We start from the raw sequence: 19,975 nt of genomic DNA, 5'->3' as shown, positions 1-19,975 counted from the left end.
ATCGTTTTATTATTCTTTAACAGCTCCTGCTGTCGCCCCTTTGACAAACCACTTCTGGAAAACAGGGAACATTAGAAGCATCGGCAGGATGCCGACAAAAGCAACGGCCATTCGCACGGTAGCTGACGGCAGATCCGCGGTTGTTAAGGCAGTACCCACATTGTTTTGCTGGAGGAACCTAATATTCTCATTAATGTTATTCAGTATCGTCTGAATACTTTGTATATTGCTGTTGGTAGATAGATAATACATCCCATTCGTCCAATCATTCCAATAGGTGAGAGCAGCCGTCATTCCGACTGTGACGAGCATCGGTACAGACAGAGGAATCGATATTTTGTAGAAAAGCTGGAATTCCGTTGCTCCGTCGATTCGAGCGGATTCAAGAAGCGCACCTGGCACCGTGTACTCAAAGTAATTTTTTAACATGACGACGAAATAGGCGTTCATCAGCAAATTCGGGAGAAGCAAACCAAAAATAGTATCTTTGATATCGAAGATTTGCGTATAGACAATGTAGGTCGAAGTCAATCCTCCGTTAAAGAGCAACGTAAAGGTCAACACGAACATGAGAATACGCCGCCCCGGCAGATCATACTTGCTGAGGGTGTACGCAAGCATCGCCGAAATCATCACGCCGACTAACGTACCGACGGCGGTGACGGAGATGGATACCAGATACCCATTGCCGATTAATTCCCACTGCTCGGCAATATATCGGTAAGCTTCGAGAGAGAACTTTTCCGGGAAGAAACTGTACCCGTTCTTAAGCGCCGATGCTTCGTCCGTAAATGACGATACGAGAAGAAGTACAAATGGTGCTAAAGACAGAATGGCTAAAATGATCATGCAGATGTGTCCGGCAATGGACCATTTTTTATCTTTATTTTCAATCATTATTAATCGCTCCGTCCTCAGAATAATGAATCTTCTTTGCTGTATTTGCGCATGATTGTATTTGTAATGACGATCAATACAAATCCGACCACCGATTGATAAACCCCTGTTGCTGTAGACATCGTGACATCGCCAAGCTTCATTAATGCCCGGAATGAATACGTATCGATCGTTGTCGTTACGTCATATAGCGCACCTGAATTCATCGGAACTTGATAAAATAATCCGAAATCGGAGTAGAAGATTCTGCCGATAGCCAGTATCGTCGTTAGAATAACGACCGGCTTGAGGAGCGGCAGCGTAATATGAATAATTTGCTGCAGCTTCGATGCACCATCGATTTTGGCAGCCTCGTAATAATCAGTGTTTATCGTGATGATTCTCGCCATGTAAAACAGCAAGTTGTACCCCATACCCTTCCAGATATGAATAAACAATAGAATGAATGGCCAATATTCTGTTTCCGAGTACCAGGAGACAGGTTCGATACCCAGCGGTTTCAAGATGGAATTATTGATAAATCCGTTCTCGCTGCTTAGAAACGCGAATCCTAGATACCCCACAACCACCATCGAGATAAAGTAAGGAATCAATACCGCAGACTGATAAACCTTGGCAAGCTTTTGGCTGATAATCTCATTGAAAAGAATCGCGACAATGATTGAGAAAACGGTCCCCACCACGATAAACAAGAGATTATACATAATCGTATTTCGTGTCATCATCCATGCATTGTCGGTCGTGAACAAAAATTTAAAGTTGTCGAACCATACGAACTTGCCATCGAAGATACTCCCCGAGAAATCAAGCTCTCTGAAAGCGATCTGCATGCCATACAGGGGCATATAGTTGTTAATAAACAGATAAATCAACGCCGGCAAAGCCATGAGATACAAAGGAATATAGGAATTCCAATTTATCTTTTTTTTGCGCGTTTTTTTGCTTTCGCTTTGCAACTTCAAATCTACAGTTGCTTTCACTCATTTCCGCCTCCTATTTCGGTCTTTCTTGATGTAATTGACTCTTAACGTAATCTTACACGGGGAATGGTATTTGCCGTTATACTTAGGACGACGCAAAAGATCTCCTTTTCCGACTTGCTGGTCTCTTCTTTAACGCAACAAAAAAGAAGCTGTCCCCGTCTAGGACAGCTTCTTCTTCATCACGATGAACAATCACACTTCAAACAAACGGATTTTATTATTTCTGTTCGGCTAGCCAAGCATCAAGTTGACGCTGTTTCTCATCAATTACCTTTTGCAATCCGGCAGCATAGAGTGCATCGTTAAATTTCTTTAAAATTTCATCCGGGTCTACGCCGCCATTGCCGACGACCTTCGCATATTGTTCGTTCACCGCATCCAGCGCTGCGATTTCTGTTTTTACAGGTGTCGGGTCAAACAAAAATCCATACGCTGGCGACACCGCTGCATTTTCATTCCATTTTTTCACTCCCGCTTTAAACTCTTCCGGACTAAGTCCGGTTGTCCCAACTAAAACTTGGCTAAGCGGATTCTTGTTATAATCGCCAAACATTTGCCAATTGTTATTGAAGTAATTCGCACTTTTGGTCGTATCGATAGTACCATCAGAATTAACCTCATAATGCTCCCCTTCAATGCCATAAGTGAGCAATGTGCTTAACTCCACGCTGGAATTGACGAGATTAAGGAACTGTATCGCTTTATCAGGACGTTCACTGGATGATGCAACCGTCCACAAGAACAACTGGGAATCGGTAGTCTTGCGAACCGCCGAGTGCATAGCTACCGTTCTCGTCTCGATCGGTTGGGATTGACCTCCCTCGAATCCCACGGAAGTAACAGTAGTTGCAAATACCTTCCCATTGTCTAATAACGTTTTGCCATCGTCTTGCGAGGTGCTTACGTCTTTGGAAATATAACCTTTTTGGTACCATTCCCGGACTTTTTTGACCGCATTGATCATTTGATCAGATTCGTACTGGTTGACAAGTTTTGTTCCTGTGCCATCCATTAGTACGCCGTAATTGCCACCGAGCATATCGGAATAAACCAAGTTAGACGCAATATTGCCCGCACTCGTTTCCGGCGCCAGCATGGTCATATTGGGTTCACCCTCATGTACTTTGGCGAAGATGGCATCCATATCAGAGATCGATTTAATCGATGCGATGTCGATATTGTACTTATCCAATATACTTTTGTTCATATTAAAACCTATCGTAAGTAGTTGATCCATTCTTTGTGGAATAGCGTATTGTTTTCCCGTGAATTGGCCTGCAGGTAGCAGGTCGCCGACCGTTTCTTGTATGGCCGGTCCCCACTTGGCTAATTCTTCGTCAATCGGGTGAATCATTTTATTGTTAGCAAAAGTAGGGAGATAGGAGCTTCCCGGCATAAGAAGCATAATATCCGTTTTCTCTCGGCTGGAAGCTTTGAGCGCGTACACATTCGCCATATTGAATAAGCTGACTCCCTCAAGATCCACCTTTGCATTAATCTCCTTTAGGGTAATCTCATTCAGCTTCTCCTCGATCTTAGGCAGATCGGCTTGCTCTTGTCCTAGTACGGCGTAATTGACTTTGATCGTATAAGGCTCCTCGTTGAAGTCGATTTTCCCGCTTTCCGCGGAAACGTTTGCATTGTTTGGTGCAGCTGAGTTTTCCGTGCTGTTGCCGTTGTTGTTGCTGCATCCGATGATTCCGACCGCCACTAACGATGAAGCTAATAACACAGGTAAAAATTTCTTTTTCATTTAGATCCCCCTCAAGTTAATTTGCGTTTCTTCTTTCTAATGAAAATTATAGGAGGAAGGGGGCCTTCCACGTTATACATGATCCGACTAAAAGGATTCCGAATTCCGACTACTTCACCAATCTTATTGCTTCTGTTGCTTTTTGAACTCCTGCGGCGACATCCCTGTTTCTTTGGTGAAAATCCGATTAAAGCTCGAGTAATTGTAGTAACCTACCAGCAGGGCAACTTCCCCTATACTTTTGTCTGTTAGTATCATAAGGTCTTTCGCCTCTTCCATTTTTTTGTTGATCATATATTTGCTAATCGATACGCCGACCTGCTTTTTGAATATTCGAGTCAGGTAATCCGGATTTAGATGCACGTTGTTTGCAATTTGTTCCATCGAAAGCTCCTCGGACAGATGCATGCGAATGTATTGCTTCGTCCTCTCCACCGGATTATCGCGGTTCGCATTCGCCTGATCGAAATTTTGCATCATATCCATCGCATGACTAACCCATTGCAACAACCCATCCAATGAATCCGCAGCTTGCTCCAACAAACCATTAGAGTGCTCATCGGCAAATAGTTCATTGACGAAAATGTTGCGATCGGCAGCAAATCCAAAAATAAGATAATAAAAATCACTCGTAAATCTTCGCAAAAAATCGCGGTTGATGTTGAACTTCTGTCCCTGCGGGCTCAACCGATCTTCTATTTCTTTCAGTACTTGAGCATATCTGCCTTGCTTCAGCCATTCTCTCCATTGACCGATGGGATTGTCGGAATACGCATAACCTTCCTTATTGTTTTGGTCTCGAAGAAGATACAATTTGGGCTCGTAAATGACATTATTAAAGTCCCTCTCTTGCAACGATTCAATAACCGAAGGCATTTCGTAGATGGTGTTTTTGACGCCAATATAGCAGCAGACAATTTCTTTGATATACACGTTTGCCGCATCGATTACCTGTCGGCAACATTTTTCAATCTGACGATGAAGATCATGTTCTTCCGTACGCCCATCGATCTGCAGCATAACCAAAATCGATGTATCCGAGAAAGAGATGATCTCCCTTTCGGCTTGCGGAATCACGAGCAGCTCTTCCGTTATATTTCGGAGTCCGTATTGCAGCAGTTTCTGGTCTTCCTTGCTGATAACCTCTGTCCATTTCTTTGTTACGATTAAGATGGGCAGATATGAACTCTCGAGATTCACATTTAATCTTTTCTGGCGAAAATAGTTCGTCAGACTATCCTTATTCGGCGATATTTCGCCAAGGAAAAAATCTTTCCAAAACTGCTTCACAACGGTGTTTTTGTTTTGGAGCCATGAGTTGCTGTTTTCTTTTAAGATTCTCTCCGTTCGAATTTTCTCCATCGTTTCTTGCAGCACATGCTCCACTTTCGAAAAATCCAGTGGCTTCAGAATGTAATCAACACTGCCTAATCGCATGGCCTCCTGCAACAAGTGAAACTCTGCATGACAAGTCATGAACACACATTTCACATTCGGATGGTGGTTGTTCGTCCATTGTAACAATTCGAGGCCAGAACCCATCGGCATTTCGATATCGCTAAGCAAAATATCAATTTGACTCCCGTCGAATCTACGAATTGCTTCCTCTACATTCGTAGCCGTATATATGTGTTCAATCCCTAACCGATTCCATCCAATCCCGTTCGACACCGCTTGAATCGCGCTTAATTCGTCGTCGACGATAAGTACATTCATGTTGTTTTCCCTCCTGTTACGTCTTTGACAACATACAATTTCCAAGTATAATGGGGCTAACCCTGGCCCGGTAGAATACAAAGGATACGGAGCTAACCCTTATGATACGATTTCCTGATAAAGGCTTTACCAATTCCATTCTATTTAAAATTCTTGCGCTATTCATGATTCTAATTCCTGTCATCGGGATGTTTATCTACAGCAACTACCAAACCCGAATCACGCTGGAGAATCAAGTCCAGAGCACCCACAAGAACATGTTGGAGTCCTATTGGATTCAAATCGATAACCAGCTCAACAATGCGGTCACATTCGCAGTCAATACCGCCTGGTTCGAATCCGACCCCGTACTGGCCTCTAGCAGTAACGAATCCGTGTCTGCATTGGCCAAACAAAGAATTGCGCTCGATCTTGCGGAACAAATCACGAACGGCGTCAACGTCATCGATTCCTTGTTTGTGTATACCGATCATGACTATATCTCAGCCGGGCAGATCAGCCAGAAGCCCGATGAGAGAAACGCCATTAAGACCTACGTCTTGGAAGCTGCTTCGACTATGGATGATACAAGCGGCATGCAATCGAACTGGAATCTCGTCAATTTGAATAACCAATTAGGTATGATTCACTTTAGCAAAGGAGACAATGGCGTATTAACCGGCGTGTATGTCAATCTGGACAGGCTTGTAAGCCATTATACACCTACCGATGGAACTATTTCCTTGTCTATATTATCTAATGAGGATGCGGCAGCCGTTCGATTCCATCCTACGAAAGATAGCATTGTGATTGCGGTCCCCTCTGCGGTCGTGCCAATCTCTTTCATGGAAACCATCCCGTCAAGCATCATCCTCAAATCTTTACCTTTCATGCAAAAATATATGGTCGTCATCTCCATCCTTGTAGCCTTACTGCTGCCTCTTGCGTTTTTTGTTCTAAGACAAGTCGTGGTGACGCCCTTGCAGAGATTGAATAAAGGGATGAAGCTTATTCAACGCGGAGACCTGCAATACCGCATTCCTTCCTACCCCGTATCGAATGAATTTTCGATTGTTAATCAGACTTTTAACCAGATGATGGATGATGTCCGTCAATTGAAAATTAACGTCTACGAGGAGGAGATTAAAGCTCAGAAATCTCAGCTTCGCAATCTTCAATTGCAAATCCAGCCTCATTTTATAATCAATTCCTTGAATATGGTCTATAATCTTCTTGAGAATGGGGATGCCTTGACAGCCAAAAAGCTGATCGTTCATTCCGTTGACTTCTATCGTTATATGGTCAAAGTAGAAAACGATTTGGTCCCGCTTTATGAGGAGATTGAACACGTCAATACGTATTTGCAAATCCAATCCATCCGTTACAACAACAAGTTTACGTATTCAATCGAGTCCAATCAATTGATTGCGGACATGCTTGTCCCTCCTATGCTCATTCAAAATTTTGTGGAGAATTCAATTAAATATGCGATCCGTATGGATCGCAGCATCCATATTTCGATAGCGGTCGAATCCTTCGAAATCGACTTCTACCCCTTCGCCAAGATCGTTATTGCCGACACCGGCGGCGGTTATCCGGAGTACCAACTGGAACGGTTGAATCAAGGCAAGATCATAGTCGGTAACAATGGCGAGCACATTGGCATCCGAAATAGTGTGCAGCGTCTTGCTTTATTGTTCGATGGACAAGCGAAATGGCGTTTTTATAATCGGAACGGCGCTGTAAGCGAGCTCACGATTCCTGCTTTATTTGCAGAGCATACGGAACCTGTACATGAAGACAAAGAATAAGCCATTCCTAGGAATGGCTTTTTTAGTTTTGAATACCTATTCGATTGTTCGGTTCCTTGCGATGCTTCCGTAATGATAGGCGCTTTTCTTGGGATAACGCTGTTGAGTAGTGCGATCGACGGCGATTAACCCAAATGTCTTTGAGAATCCAAGCTGCCATTCAAAGTTATCCAACAGGGACCAATGCATATATCCTAACACGGGAATGCCATCGGAAACACAAGCATGTACCCCCTCAAGGGCACGGTCGATGAAAGCGACCCGCCGCTCGTCATCGTCCGTTCCGACACCGTTCTCCGTTATAATAATTGGCTTCTTCAAATGCTCGTGGGCGTTACGAATGACAGCCTCCAACCCTTGAGGGTAAAATTCATAGCCCATTTGGGTCGTTTCCGCCCCTTCAGGAACAGAAAGAAGACCGTCGGGACCATATACCGAACGTGAATAATTTTGCAACCCGAAGAAGTCGTCGTCTTCAAGATAAGGGAGGAACTGAAGGAATTCCTCATGCAATTCTTCCGCCGCGAGCTCCTCTCCACCTGGAACGGATTGGACGTCGAACAGCGACATCGTAATTCCGATCTGCGTGTTCGGGCTAACCTTGCGAATGGCCGTCCGTGCCTCCGTATGCGCGCGGTAAATGATATCCATTCCCTGATCGGTAGCCGGAGCCAAGAAGGTGTGTACCTCGAGAGGCGGTACTTCGAAGGCTTTTCCCAGTTCGGCATAATAGGCTTGTATATTAGTCATGTCCGTATTGATCCCGATCTGCGCCTTCCCTGTTTCTTTATACTTTTCCATGATTTTTTTGATTCCGATGGGCATGTTCGCTTCATTAATCGTACAGACATACGGGATCTCATCTCCAAGTTTGGACATGACATACTCGCAATAACGGGCGAATCGAGCCGGTGTCTCTTTCGATTGCCATCCGCCCTCTCTAATAAGCCACTGCGGAGACGTAAAATGATAAAGCGTTACGATTGGGGTCACCCCGTATTCTTTGCAAGCTTTCAGTACGTCTTGGTAATGTTGAATGGCCAATTCATCGAATTGCCCTTCCTCCGGTTCAATCCGAGCCCATTCGATAGAGAATCGGTAAGCATTTAACCCGAGCCCTGCCAGAAGACCAATATCGCCCCTGTATAGATTGTAATGGTCAACCGCGCTGCCAGATGGCTCGGCAAACATGTTTCCTGTCAAATTCTCCATTAACCAGTAATCGGAGTTTAGGTTATTCCCTTCTACTTGATGAGCGGCAGTTGATGCCCCCCATAGGAATTGTTTTGGAAATTCACGAGTCATAATAATCGTTAACCCCTCTCTTGTCGTCTGTTAAAACTCTTAATAACTATTATTTTAACGTGGAGGATTGCTTTCCAGTTATACGCAAGGCGACGGATCCGATCACCTTTTCCGACAAAATGCAATGAATCGCCCCTTACGATCGGATGGAACAAGCTCAATCCATATCAATCCTAGACGTTAAGCGAATTGTACATTCAACAAATTGAATCCAACTTTAGTTTTCATTAATTGGCTGGCTAGTTAATCGAAGTTAGTGTTGATTATGTAAGGTGTGTGACGGAATTGGGTGAAAGCGATTATTCGAGGCCCGTTATGTGTTTTTTCTGATGTCATTCAGGGAGATCATTAAGTCCATAATAATTTCATGTACTTACTTATTCTGTGACACACAAAAAACAGCATCCGCTTTTTCGCTGATAGCTGTTTTTTTCTCTGTATGCTGATAGAAAGCCCCTATATCCATTTTAATTAGCTATTACTATGCTATAAAAATGCTTGTCTCCGCCGTTTGGCAAATCGAGACCATTTCTTGATTCGGGCTTTCGTCCGTAATAATTCCCGTAACGACTTTCAAATCCGCGAAAGAAACAAGCATGCTCGTACCGAACTTAGAGTGATCCATTACAATATACGATTCTTTCGCTTTTTGAATGGCAACACGCTTGATTTCTGCTTCATGCATATTGGAGTTGCTGAATCCGTGCTGGGGATGAAGACCGGTTGCTCCTAAGAATACCTTATCAAATGCCATGCGAGAAATCGTCTCCAGCGTGACAGGCCCTACCATTGACTTGGTCGTATCCATTAATATTCCGCCAAGAACGATCGTCGGAATCCTTTTTTCTGACAGCTCGGCTGCTACGTTAATAGCATTCGTAACAATCGTAATATTGGCTTCTTCCGGGAGATGCCTCGCAATCTGAAGCGTGGTAGAACCTCCATCAATAAAGATCGACTCGCCAGGTTGTACGAAGCTGGCTGCAAGTCGCCCGATTCGCTCTTTCTCTGCTCCTCGTACAATAGAACGCTCTCTCAGCGCAACGTCTTTCGATGCAAGAATGGCGCCACCGAACGTTCTTTTAAGCAGGCCGCTGCGTTCCATTTTCTCCAGATCTCTTCGCACGGTCATATCGGTTACGTCGAACAATTCCTTCAAGTCCGCTATTTTGACCTCGCCTTTGGTCTGTAACTGTTGAATAATTTGTTTTTGTCTGTCATTCAAATCGTCCTTCATGGCACTCCCTCATATCTCCAGCAGATGGTTTTTAAACAAAAGCAATAAACGATTCCATTTCCGATAGGTTGTACTCTGATTGTATGGTATGAATTTTCGGAAATCAACGTTTCAGTCGATCATATAGAAAATCCACGATATGGACAGCTTTCATTCGTTCAGGAGCGCCATGTTTTTCGATCCCATGCTTCATTTGCAGCAAGCAGCCGGGATTGCTGGTCACTACATATTCCGCTTGCGTATTGTTCGCGTGCACCATCTTATGCTCGAGTATTTGTCCTGCCATTTCCGGTTGCGTTACATTATAAATACCTGCAGATCCGCAGCAGCGATCTGATTCTTTCATTTCAATGTAGGTTACGCCATCAATCTCTCTCATAAGCTTTCTTGGTGCATCCGATGCACGCATGACATTACGGAGATGGCAAGAATCCTGATAGGTTATACGGAGTGAGTCCTCCACTTTACTTTCGCCTCGTTCCGAGAATTGCAGCTTGCGGCCTCTCCGAACCAGAAGATCGGATATGTCAATGACCCGCTCGGCAAACCACTTGGCATCCGCTTTCCAATTGGCATCATCTTGAAGCAAATGATCATACTCGACCAATATTGCTCCACAGCCTCCCGCGTTTGTTACGATATAATCGACGTTCGCATCCTTAAACGCTCTAATATTCCCCCGCGCCAGGGATTTGGCTTCTTCGGACTCCCCGCTATGGGCGTGCAAAGCGCCGCAGCAATTTTGAGTCACTGGTATGATCACGTCAAATCCCGACTCCGTTAACAATGTAACGGTATGGATGTTGGTTTGCGTAAACATCATATCCATGAGGCAGCCTCGGAATAGTGCGACGGTAGCGATTCTTTCTCCTTTTGCCATGTGTCTGGCCCCGATTTTCTCGGCCACTCCTTTGTATGATGTGTCTGGCAGTATGCTCTCCATCTCCCGCAAATGCGTTGGGAACAGCTTCATCATCCCGCTGGCGTGAGCGGCTTTGCGAAGTCCTGTTTTCTGGTAGGCCTTGAGAGCCCCGCCCAGCAGCCGCATCCGTTTTTGATGAGGGAACATTTCCTTTAGTACAGCTTGCCGAATCCCTTTTACCCACCAACGATGCCGATCGGTATGCTCTTCAATCGCATCCCGCGTTTGTTCGATAAGCTGCCCGTATTTCACATCGGCGGGACAAGCAGGTTCGCACGCTCGGCAGCCAAGACAATGATCCATTTGCTCTTCGAATTGATGGTCGGGCTCCATTATGCCGTCAACAACCGCTTTCATTAATGCGATTCGCCCTCTTGGCGACTCAGCTTCAATACCGGTTTCTCTGAATGTCGGGCAAGCAGGGAGGCAGAATCCGCAGCGCATGCAATTCGTTAGCTGCTCATAGTCCAGTTTGGCTGCCAGTTTCGTAGCCATCGGACTTCTCGTTTTGTCGATACTTTGCTCACCCATGTCCGATTACCACCCTTTTTCTCGTTTCCTTCGCGAACATTTTTCCGGGATTCAGGATGTTCAGCGGATCGAAAGCCAGTTTGATCGCTTTCATCACTTCAATACCCGACCTGCCTACTTTCCATTCCAGGAAAGGAGCCTTCACGATGCCAACTCCATGCTCCCCCGTTATCGTACCTCCCAAACGGATGGCTGCTTCGAATATTTCCTCGAACGCGGCCTCCACGCGTTGCACCTCTTCATGATCACGAGCGTCCGTAGTCGCCGTGGGATGCAGATTACCATCGCCCGCATGCCCGAAGGTGCAAATCTGAACATTATGCTTCTTGGCAATACGGTTAATTTCCAGAACCATATCGGCAATCTTTGAACGCGGAACAGTCGCATCCTCAAGTATCGTCGTAGGCCTCAGCCTCGCTAGCGCAGTGAATGCACTGCGGCGCGCTGTCATTAATTTCAGTGCATCCTCTGCGGTTTCTGCAACATCAATGCGATCAGCCTGCTCACTTCGGCATATTTTTTCAATCATGGCTATGTCTCGTTCTACCGTCTCCGCTTCGCCATCCTGCTCGATAAGCAAAATTGCTTCCATGTCCCTCGGCAATCCGAGCTTCGCATAATCATCAACTACCCGAATAGTCGGATTGTCCATAAACTCCAGCGTTGCGGGAATAATCCGGTTTTCAATGATTTTGGATACCGTTCTAGCAGCTCCATTCATATCCTTGTACATCGCCAGCATCGTTTTTTTTGTTTTTGGAGGTGGAATAAGCTTAAGCGTTGCCTCCGTAATCACGGCAAGCGTCCCCTCTGAGCCGACAAGCAGCTTCGTAAGATCGTAACCAGCCACATCCTTCATCAACTTTCCGCCCGAACGCAAAATATCGCCATTGGCTAAAACGGCTTCGAGTCCGATAACATAATCTTTGGTCGTTCCGTATTTGAGGCCGCGGAGACCACCGGAGCATTCCGCAATATTGCCGCCGATTGTGGAAATGGACATACTGCTCGGATCAGGCGGGTAAAAAAGTCCAAGATTTTCGACCTCAGTAATAAACTGCTTCGTGTTCACGCCAGGCTGCACAACAGCCGTCAAATTTTCAAGATCAATCTCCAGTATCCGATTCATTCTGTGCATTACCATAACAACGCCGCCAGTAACAGGAACAGTTCCTCCGCATAAGTTCGTTCCCGAGCCTCGGGTGATCAAGGGAATACGATGACGATGGAGAACCTTCATGATTGCAGAGATTTGCTCGGTTGTTTCCGGATAAATGACACCGTCAGGCAGAGCTTGCTGCATCGGCGTGCCGTCATAGGAGTGGGTAATCAGCGACTGGGGATCGTCTTTAAAATAGGAGTTGCCTACTATCGTTTTTAATTCGTCCTTAACTTCGATGCTCAACATTGCAAGTCCCCCCGGAATGAAAATGGACGAGAAACACAAACGGCTCTTTATAGCGTACAGAAGAAAGGAGCGTCGGTTTCTCGTCATAAAACATCTATTATTTATGATTCAAACGGTAATATAGATCATTCCAGCGAATCTCGTTCTCCAGGCTCGTCATCGTAGACGTCTGATTAATAATGATGCATTCGATACCGGCCATCTTAGCCCAGTCCGCCAGCTGCTCGCTTGTTACATGGAAAGAGAATCCGAAGTGGTGCGCGCCGCCAGCCAAAATCCACGATTCCGCGGCATCCGACAACGACGGCTCAGGCTTCCACAGAACCCGCGCTACCGGCAGGTTCGGCATTTCCTTCTCGTTCTTCACAGCCGTTACTTCGTTCACGATCAGACGAAATCTGTCACCAAGATCAACTACGGTAGCATTGACAGCTCTACCACTATCACCATTAAAAGTGAGACGGGCAGGATCGGCTTTACCGCCGACGAACAACGGATGAACCTCAATCTTTGGCTTGCTGACGGCAACTGTCGGACATATCTCTAACATATGGGCGCCGAGCACAAGCTGATTGCCCTCCTGCATGTGATACGTATAATCTTCCATAAAGGACGTGCCTTTGTTTTCGGCCATTATTTTCATAATGCGAACAAGAGCGGCCGTTTTCCAATCCCCCTCGGCTCCGAAGCCGTATCCGGCAGCCATAAGACGCTGCGCTGCTAGTCCAGGCAGCTGTTTCAAGCCGTGTAAATCCTGAAAGCTTGTTACAAATGCACTGTAACCGCCATCTTGAAGAAACGCTTTCAATGCAATCTCCATACGTGCTTGTTCTCGAATCGCATCACGTTCGGTACCTTCGCGTTGTCCGTTCTCTGTAAAGTCATAAAGCTCTGCGTATTCATCCATTAATTCCTTGACTTGTCCATCCGTGACATCCTGCACGCGTTCCGCCAGATCACCTGCAGGATAACCGTTTACCGACCACCCGAATCGGATTTGTCCTTCTACTTTATCGCCTTCCGTGACGGCGACATAACGCATGTTATCTCCGAAACGAGCGATCTTCATCGTTTGGCTTTCCGTAAAGCCGGCAGCCGTTCTCATCCAAGAACCGATTCGGCCGCGTACTTGCACGTCTTTCCAGTGACCTGCAATGATTTTACGGGCTATGCCAAGACGGGCTCCAATAAATCCGAATTCCCGGTCGCCATGTGCCGCTTGATTCAAATTCATGAAATCCATGTCAATGCTGTCCCATGGAATATCTACATTAAATTGCGTATGAAAGTGAAGCAGCGGCTTACGCAGTTGGGTGAGGCCTGAGATCCACATTTTTGCTGGCGAGAAAGTATGCATCCAAGTGATGATTCCCGCGCAACGATCGTCTGAATTCGCTTCCAAACAGACACGACGTATAGCCTCCGGCGTCGTTACGACTGCTTTAAAGACGATTTGATAAGGAAGAGCATCGTCATGATCCAGCCCGGCGACCATTTCCTTCGCATTTTCCTCCACTTTTGACAAAACATCTTCTCCATATAGTCCCTGACTTCCGGTTACGAACCAAAATACATAAGGCTTAGTCTGCAGCATTCCTGTATCCTCCTTAAAATATGTTCAAATAAATCGCAATTCCAATCGATAATCTACTGTTTCACTCGGCTCTAATATGCGGAGCGATCCTAGCTCCCTCTCGCCCGCCCTTCCTCTCGTCCAGCAATTAGAAGGCTCTAGTCCAAGTACATGCTCGCCTGAACCTGGCATGCGCCACTGAACGAATTTCGGAAGCGTGACAGCATCCCATTCCAGTTCTACCGATAGGCCATGCGAATTGGTGTTTGCAGGACGAGCCGGAAATGAAGGACTATGAATACGTGCAAGGACCGTATCCTTGCCTTCATCCGGCCTATGATAATACACTTGTTCCTTAAAGGAAGGATCAGGCGCTTGCCATTCCCCTATCCTTCTCATATCCATATCGTTGTCGCGCGTTGAAATTTCTCCTTTGGGAAGCTCCACTGTCGTGTCCTCGGCAAGCAGCGGAAACCCGAAGTTGAAATGATATAGCATCATATGAGGCGCAGGACGGAATCCAACATTCTGAACGGAATCCTGGATCGCTATGCGATTTTCACCTAAATTGCTAGTTATTGTTCTAGTAAGGCGTAGATGCTCACCAAAAATCGAGGTCTCCTCTATGACTCCGCGGACTCGCAGCATATACTCATCGCCTTCCCATTCTGACCAAGAAGAAATTTGACGTGCCGGCGTATGATGAATTCGACCATGAAGACCGTATGCACCGCCGCTGTCTTTCCCCGGCGATCCAACCTGTGATAATCCGCATGTCATAAGCAAGCCGCCGGATGCCGTTCGCAGCCATTCCGCATCTCGCTGATCGTAATAAGAAGGGTGAGGCTCTCCGTTGCACGCAGACCAACTAACGGGTACGCCATGCATTTCGGCAAGTGAGATGTCCATCCCCTTGCTTGGCGTGACCCAGTAAGATAACCCGCCTCCGGTTCGCACTCGGAACGTGTCTATTCCCGCTTCAGGCCCTTCGCTTCTGGTAAAACGCTCAACACCGCCAATTTGCTCGATGCGGCCGACTCTCGCTTCCAACTCGCGACGTTTCCAGTCTCTTCCGTAAAGCTTCACGTTTTCCTCCCCCCTTCAGCAGTGCTATTCCCAGTTCAGCGAAACCGTTTGATCTGTTTTCTCTGACTCCAAAGCCGCTGTGAATAGTTGATGGCTCATTGCCGCTTCTTCCGGTTTCGCGCATTGAAAGGAAGATTGATTGTCTTTGCCGTTTGCGATTTCATCACAGAATGCCGCCCACATCTGTAAAATCGAGTCCGAGAAGCCGAATTCGAAGATACCTCCAGTAATCGTTCCATAGGCTGATTTATAAGGAACATCTGAAATATGCCATGCCTGCTCGCCGTCTGGCTCGTATGGAAGGAATGCCACCTGCTTCGGGTTCTTGGTCGTGAACTCTGCAGACCCTTTTGTGCCGTTAATGCGGATAAACCAAGTATTGGCATGACCTGGAGCAATCCGTTTCATGGAAAGCACCATCGGGAAATCATGCTTATCTGTTTTGACCTCGCATGCCAGAATCGCATTATCCCATGTTTCACAAGCGGCCATGCCGCCTTTTCCATCCGGACGCTCCTCTACGATTTTACTAAGCAGCGACCTTACGTTCGCCGGCTTCCAACCGAAACGGAACGGCAGATGAGCGACGTGCATCCCCAAATCACCCATGCAGCCATATTCGCCATTGGTTCCGATACGACGCTTCCAATTGATGGTTTTGTTCGGATCGAGGTCACTGCTATGCCAGAACCCGGCCTCAACCTCGATAATTTTTCCGAGCTTTTCTTGATTAACCCATTCGACAATCCGCTGGGCTCCCGGGAAGAATGGAAATTCAGAGGAGCAGCGAACGATCACGTCCGGATTCTCAGCGATTGCCTTCATGATTGACTGATTGGCTTCTGCATCGATGCCAAATGGCTTCTCGCCAAGCAAATGTTTCCCGGCTTTAATGATATCTATATATAATTGCTCATGCAGGTTATGCGGCACTGCGCAGTAGACGGCATCCACTTCCGGATCGGCGATGAGCTCTCGGTAATCGGCAGTGGATTTCTTCACGCTAGGCAGGTTGTTTTTGAACCATTCTGTCGCAGGCAGGTGCGCATCGCATACATGTGTAATTTCAGGAATAAAATCCACATTGGTCAAGTGGCACCAACGCGCCGCGGCGCTTGCAAATTCTTTTCCCATTAATCCGCAGCCGATGACACCGAAGCGAATGACTTTTTTCGGCATGCCGATTACGCCCCTTTCAAAATAGCAATCGCTTGCTCAGGCGTCGCGCCTTGGTGAACGACAGCCATAAATGCGCGAGTCATTGCCTCTGGATTATCATGCTGGACGACATTGCGTCCGTATACAATACCTGAAGCTCCCTGCTCCATAAGAGCATAAGTTCTTGACAAAATTTCTTCGTCCGAAGCCCGTCCGCCGCCGCGTGGCAATACCGGCTTGCCTGATGCCGCTTCTACGACCTTATGGTAATCCTCTACGTTATCGCATGGATCGGCTTTGATTATATCCGCGCCAAGCTCCGTACCTTGACGAACAAGCGGAACGATCTTCGTAATGTCGCCATCGACCATATAGCCGCCTTTTTGCTCATTCGGAAGCATAACAAGCGGTTCTACCATAAGCGGCATGCCATAACGTTCGCACTCCGTTTTCAGCTTCGATATATTTTGTACGCATTGACGATGAAGCTCTGGTTGTCCCGGCAGCAGCAGCAGATTTACAACGACGCAAACTGCGTCCAAGCGAACTGCTTGTTCAACCGGATTATGAATGAGTTCACTGAATAAGTGTGAGGGAAGCTTCGTCCCGTATACGTTAGCAACATCCGTGCGCAGCACGAGTGAGGGCTTTCCTTTACCAGGAATAGCTTGAAGATGCTCTGCTTGACCAACGCTAAGCTGTATCGCATCGGGATTGGCGCGTACAATCGTCTCGATTGCTGCTTTCATATTCTCAATGCCTGCCAAGAATGAATATTCATTGAAAAAGCCATGATCGATCGCGACATCAAAGCACTTGCCTTGTTCACTAAATAAACGATTTAAACGAGCGGTAACGGACATATTTGACACACCTCATATATTGTTTTATTGGTAATTACGCTTTGTTGCTGCTGCGGAACGTACGCATGATTTGTTGCGCGTCTTCTTTAAAGTCCTGAATGACATTCATCATAAATTCGTGATAAAACGTCTTTTCCTCCGACTGGATAAAACGTTCTTTGGCCCGGTCGACAACCTTAAGCGCCATCCCCGTGTAATAATTGATCTTAGACGCACCGTGATCGATGGACATATGGAAGTCTTCCTCCGACAACCCAGACCCACCGTGCATCACAATCGGAACGCCAGCCGTATTCCGAATTTGCTCCAAGCGCTTTAAATCCAGAACCGGTTTTTTCAAATAAACGCCGTGAACCGTACCGAATGCAGCGGCAAGCGCATCAATACCGGTTCGCTCAACAAACTCCCTTGCTTGCTCGGGATCGGTATAGAGCGAAGTATCGTCGATGATGGAATCATCGTCCTCGCCTTCCGCCCCTCCGCTCTTGGGCCGAGTAACATAACCAAGCTCACCTTCAACCGAAACGCCAAGCGTTTTAGCAATCTTCACGACCTCTGCGGTTCTGCGAACATTTTCTTCGTACTCATACTCGGAGCCATCGAACATGATCGCGTTAAAGCCTAAATGCATCGCATTCGTAACCGCGGAGAAGCTCTTTCCGTGATCCAGAAGGATGCTGACCGGCACCTTGGCACGGTTCATCGCTTCTACCATGATGGGTGCAATCTGCTCGAGCGGCGTATACTTAAAATGAATTTCAGCATGGCACAGAATGACTGGCGACTGTTCTACCTCAGCGGCCTCAATGATTCCGCGAACCATATCTAAATTTATTGCGTTAAAGCAAGGAACGGCATAGCCTCTGCGAGAGGCATCCCGCAGCATTTCACCCATCGAGACTTTAGACAAATTACCTTCCGCCTTTCTGTTCAGTCTTTAATTTAAAATGTTTGTTTCAAACATATTATAGTTAATGGATGTGTAATAAGCAACTACGAAATTAAAATATTAGTCGCTGTTTCTCTTTTTCGAAATAACAACCGATTGGAAACTTCCAATCAAAACCCCATTAAAACTAAAGATTTCAGCCGTTTTATTTTAAATATTATTCTTAAATTTATATTATGCAAATGAACAAAAATTGTTTATAATGAACATATACTTATATTGGAGGGATAATAAATTGTCACTAATGGGACTCGACATCGGAACGACTGGATGTAAGGCTTCGCTTTTTGATGAGGGAGGAACTCTTCTTTCAGCCGCCTATATGGAATATCCTTTGGAACAGCCGAAACCAGGAGCTTTCGAGTTAAATCCAGAACGAGTCTGGGAATCCGTCAGACGGGTTATAGCAGATGTGCTCTTAGCCGTTCCCGGCATCAATGTTCGCGCACTTAGCATTTCTTCCTTGGGCGAGACGGTTGTTCCCGTTGACCATGATGGACATGTATTAAGCAATGCCATCTTGTATACGGATCCAAGAGGTATTGAGCAAGCTGCAATCATTGAACAAAAAATCGGCAAGGAACGGACGATGGAGCTTACGGGAGTCCCCTTGCATCCGATGTTCTCCCTTCCAAAGGTCATGTGGATCAAACAATACCAGCCTGAGATTTACCAAAAAGTATGGAAATTCATGCCGTTTGGCGATTTCATCGCTTTTGTACTCACGGGTATTTCCGTTACGGACTACACCTTAGCCTCCCGCACTATGGCCTTTAATGTGTCCAAAAAAGAATGGGACTCCGATATGTTTGATGCCGCCGGTATTGAAGTAGACAAATTTCCTGATCTCATTCAGTCCGGCCAAATCATTGGCCCCGTTCGCAATGAAATAAGACATTCGCTAGGTTTTCGTTCAGAAACGTTAGTCGTAGCAGGCGGCCATGATCAAGCCTGTGCAGCTCTCGGTGCAGGTATTCTACATAACAATCATGCGGTGGACGGCATTGGAACCGTGGAATGCATTACGCCTGCCTATACTTCACCGATTCTGGATACCAAGATGCTCCAGTATCAATTCAATTGCGCACCGCATGTCATTGAAGGACTATATTTGACGTATGCCTTCAATTTTACTGGCGGTTCCCTTATTCGGTGGTACCGAGACAAGTTCGGTCAAACAGCCGAAGCAGAAGCCCGCAAATTAGGCATTAACGTTTACGACTATTTGAATTCAACATCTGCAGCCTCGCCTACCGATTTGCTCGTAATTCCTCATTTTGCCGGATCGGGTACGCCTTACATGAATCCCGAAGCCAAGGGTACGATTTATGGATTAACGTTTGATACAGATTCCACCCATCTGTACCGGGCATTAATGGAAGGGGTTACGTACGAAATGCGCTACAACCTCGAATGCCTTGCGGAAGCAGGCATTCCTATCGAGACGCTGCGTGCGGTAGGCGGCGGAGCTAAATCCGACGTGTGGCTGCAGATCAAGGCAGACATCATGAATTGTCCAGTAGAGAGATTAAACGTTAGCGAAGCTGGAACGATGGGCAACATCATTCTTGCAGGAAAAGCTTCCGGCGTTTACCAGTCTTATGAGGAAGCCGTAAACGTACTGGTCAAACCGCTTCGCGTGTTTTACCCAAGTGAGCCTAATACGTCCCTTTATCAGGAGCGCTATGAGAAATACAAAGCTCTTTCACGAGCAATTTCCACCTTATAGGTTTGAAAAAGAAACATTCCAGGATGCTGCAGCCAAGCTGCAATGTAGGGAATGTTTCTTTTTTTGAGTGCTACC

15 protein-coding genes are annotated in these 19,975 nt (G+C 46.3%); 2 read left to right on the top strand and 13 right to left on the bottom strand.

Annotated elements, in window-relative coordinates; all coding sequences use genetic code 11:
* Nucleotides 1–9: 9 nt before the first annotated feature.
* The 4 genes from AC0YN0_RS03230 to AC0YN0_RS03215 all read right to left on the bottom strand — a co-directional run bounded on the left by AC0YN0_RS03230 (nt 10) and on the right by AC0YN0_RS03215 (nt 5,349).
* A complete protein-coding gene (locus AC0YN0_RS03230; RefSeq protein WP_475819969.1) occupies nt 10–897 on the bottom strand; it encodes a carbohydrate ABC transporter permease in 888 nt (295 codons plus the stop codon).
* Between the two features lie 17 nt (nt 898–914).
* Nucleotides 915–1,877 (bottom strand): ABC transporter permease, encoded by a 963-nt coding sequence (locus tag AC0YN0_RS03225; protein ID WP_475819968.1) that lies wholly within the window; start codon nt 1,875–1,877, stop codon nt 915–917.
* 220 nt (nt 1,878–2,097) lie between these two features.
* Entirely contained in the window at nt 2,098–3,633 is a 1,536-nt protein-coding gene (locus AC0YN0_RS03220; RefSeq protein WP_475819967.1) for an ABC transporter substrate-binding protein, read from the bottom strand.
* A 123-nt stretch (nt 3,634–3,756) separates the two neighbouring features.
* The gene (locus AC0YN0_RS03215) at nt 3,757–5,349 is read right to left on the bottom strand and encodes a response regulator transcription factor (protein ID WP_475819966.1); all 1,593 of its coding nucleotides are present in this window, start codon (nt 5,347–5,349) and stop codon (nt 3,757–3,759) included.
* 101 nt (nt 5,350–5,450) lie between these two features.
* Between AC0YN0_RS03215 and AC0YN0_RS03210 the strand changes: the two genes are divergently transcribed.
* Entirely contained in the window at nt 5,451–7,139 is a 1,689-nt protein-coding gene (locus AC0YN0_RS03210; RefSeq protein WP_475819965.1) for a sensor histidine kinase, read from the top strand.
* 36 nt (nt 7,140–7,175) lie between these two features.
* On the opposite strand, the gene AC0YN0_RS03205 is transcribed toward AC0YN0_RS03210, so the two are convergent.
* The 9 genes from AC0YN0_RS03205 to AC0YN0_RS03165 all read right to left on the bottom strand — a co-directional run bounded on the left by AC0YN0_RS03205 (nt 7,176) and on the right by AC0YN0_RS03165 (nt 18,132).
* Nucleotides 7,176–8,444: a glycoside hydrolase family 1 protein gene (locus AC0YN0_RS03205; RefSeq protein ID WP_475819964.1), complete on the bottom strand. Its 1,269-nt coding sequence runs from the start codon at nt 8,442–8,444 to the stop codon at nt 7,176–7,178.
* 481 nt (nt 8,445–8,925) lie between these two features.
* Nucleotides 8,926–9,681, bottom strand: coding sequence for a DeoR/GlpR family DNA-binding transcription regulator (locus AC0YN0_RS03200; RefSeq protein WP_475819963.1), 756 nt, complete (start codon nt 9,679–9,681; stop codon nt 8,926–8,928).
* Nucleotides 9,682–9,784: 103 nt separating this feature from the next.
* Nucleotides 9,785–11,134, bottom strand: coding sequence for a (Fe-S)-binding protein (locus AC0YN0_RS03195; protein ID WP_475819962.1), 1,350 nt, complete (start codon nt 11,132–11,134; stop codon nt 9,785–9,787).
* Nucleotides 11,127–12,542 (bottom strand): glycolate oxidase subunit GlcD, encoded by a 1,416-nt coding sequence (gene glcD / locus AC0YN0_RS03190; RefSeq protein WP_475819961.1) that lies wholly within the window; start codon nt 12,540–12,542, stop codon nt 11,127–11,129. The genes AC0YN0_RS03195 and glcD overlap by 8 nt, the downstream gene beginning before the upstream one ends.
* Before the next feature lie 97 nt (nt 12,543–12,639).
* Nucleotides 12,640–14,136 (bottom strand): L-arabinose isomerase, encoded by a 1,497-nt coding sequence (gene araA, locus AC0YN0_RS03185; protein WP_475819960.1) that lies wholly within the window; start codon nt 14,134–14,136, stop codon nt 12,640–12,642.
* Nucleotides 14,137–14,160: 24 nt separating this feature from the next.
* The gene (locus AC0YN0_RS03180) at nt 14,161–15,201 is read right to left on the bottom strand and encodes an aldose 1-epimerase family protein (RefSeq protein ID WP_475819959.1); all 1,041 of its coding nucleotides are present in this window, start codon (nt 15,199–15,201) and stop codon (nt 14,161–14,163) included.
* Between the two features lie 24 nt (nt 15,202–15,225).
* Nucleotides 15,226–16,380 carry a Gfo/Idh/MocA family protein gene (locus AC0YN0_RS03175; protein ID WP_475819958.1) on the bottom strand — a complete coding sequence of 385 codons (1,155 nt, stop codon included), beginning with the start codon at nt 16,378–16,380 and terminating at the stop codon, nt 15,226–15,228.
* Between the two features lie 5 nt (nt 16,381–16,385).
* Nucleotides 16,386–17,222 (bottom strand): class I fructose-bisphosphate aldolase, encoded by an 837-nt coding sequence (locus tag AC0YN0_RS03170; protein ID WP_475819957.1) that lies wholly within the window; start codon nt 17,220–17,222, stop codon nt 16,386–16,388.
* 34 nt (nt 17,223–17,256) lie between these two features.
* Nucleotides 17,257–18,132, bottom strand: a complete 876-nt coding sequence (locus AC0YN0_RS03165) for a class II fructose-bisphosphate aldolase (protein WP_475819956.1) — start codon at nt 18,130–18,132, stop codon at nt 17,257–17,259.
* A 283-nt stretch (nt 18,133–18,415) separates the two neighbouring features.
* On the opposite strand from AC0YN0_RS03165, the gene AC0YN0_RS03160 reads away from it, so the two are divergent.
* Nucleotides 18,416–19,900, top strand: a complete 1,485-nt coding sequence (locus tag AC0YN0_RS03160) for an FGGY-family carbohydrate kinase (protein WP_475820883.1) — start codon at nt 18,416–18,418, stop codon at nt 19,898–19,900.
* Nucleotides 19,901–19,975: the final 75 nt, after the last annotated feature.

The sequence above is a fragment of the Paenibacillus sp. J22P218 genome (genome assembly GCF_056269195.1).
Note: the sequence above shows the minus strand (reverse complement) of the source record. Positions and strands in the feature narration are given on the sequence as shown.

Bases quoted from the DNA above. Each gene is read 5' to 3' on its own strand.
- AC0YN0_RS03175 (WP_475819958.1), bottom strand. From the start codon at position 16,380: ATGCCGAAAAAAGTCATTCGCTTCGGTGTCATCGGCTGCGGATTAATG.
- glcD (WP_475819961.1), bottom strand. From the start codon at position 12,542: ATGTTGAGCATCGAAGTTAAGGACGAATTAAAAACGATAGTAGGCAAC.
- AC0YN0_RS03210 (WP_475819965.1), top strand. From the start codon at position 5,451: ATGATACGATTTCCTGATAAAGGCTTTACCAATTCCATTCTATTTAAA.
- AC0YN0_RS03230 (WP_475819969.1), bottom strand. From the start codon at position 897: ATGATTGAAAATAAAGATAAAAAATGGTCCATTGCCGGACACATCTGC.
- AC0YN0_RS03170 (WP_475819957.1), bottom strand. From the start codon at position 17,222: ATGTCCGTTACCGCTCGTTTAAATCGTTTATTTAGTGAACAAGGCAAG.
- araA (WP_475819960.1), bottom strand. From the start codon at position 14,136: ATGCTGCAGACTAAGCCTTATGTATTTTGGTTCGTAACCGGAAGTCAG.
- AC0YN0_RS03195 (WP_475819962.1), bottom strand. From the start codon at position 11,134: ATGGGTGAGCAAAGTATCGACAAAACGAGAAGTCCGATGGCTACGAAA.
- AC0YN0_RS03205 (WP_475819964.1), bottom strand. From the start codon at position 8,444: ATGACTCGTGAATTTCCAAAACAATTCCTATGGGGGGCATCAACTGCC.
- AC0YN0_RS03215 (WP_475819966.1), bottom strand. From the start codon at position 5,349: ATGAATGTACTTATCGTCGACGACGAATTAAGCGCGATTCAAGCGGTG.
- AC0YN0_RS03220 (WP_475819967.1), bottom strand. From the start codon at position 3,633: ATGAAAAAGAAATTTTTACCTGTGTTATTAGCTTCATCGTTAGTGGCG.
- AC0YN0_RS03200 (WP_475819963.1), bottom strand. From the start codon at position 9,681: ATGAAGGACGATTTGAATGACAGACAAAAACAAATTATTCAACAGTTA.
- AC0YN0_RS03160 (WP_475820883.1), top strand. From the start codon at position 18,416: ATGGGACTCGACATCGGAACGACTGGATGTAAGGCTTCGCTTTTTGAT.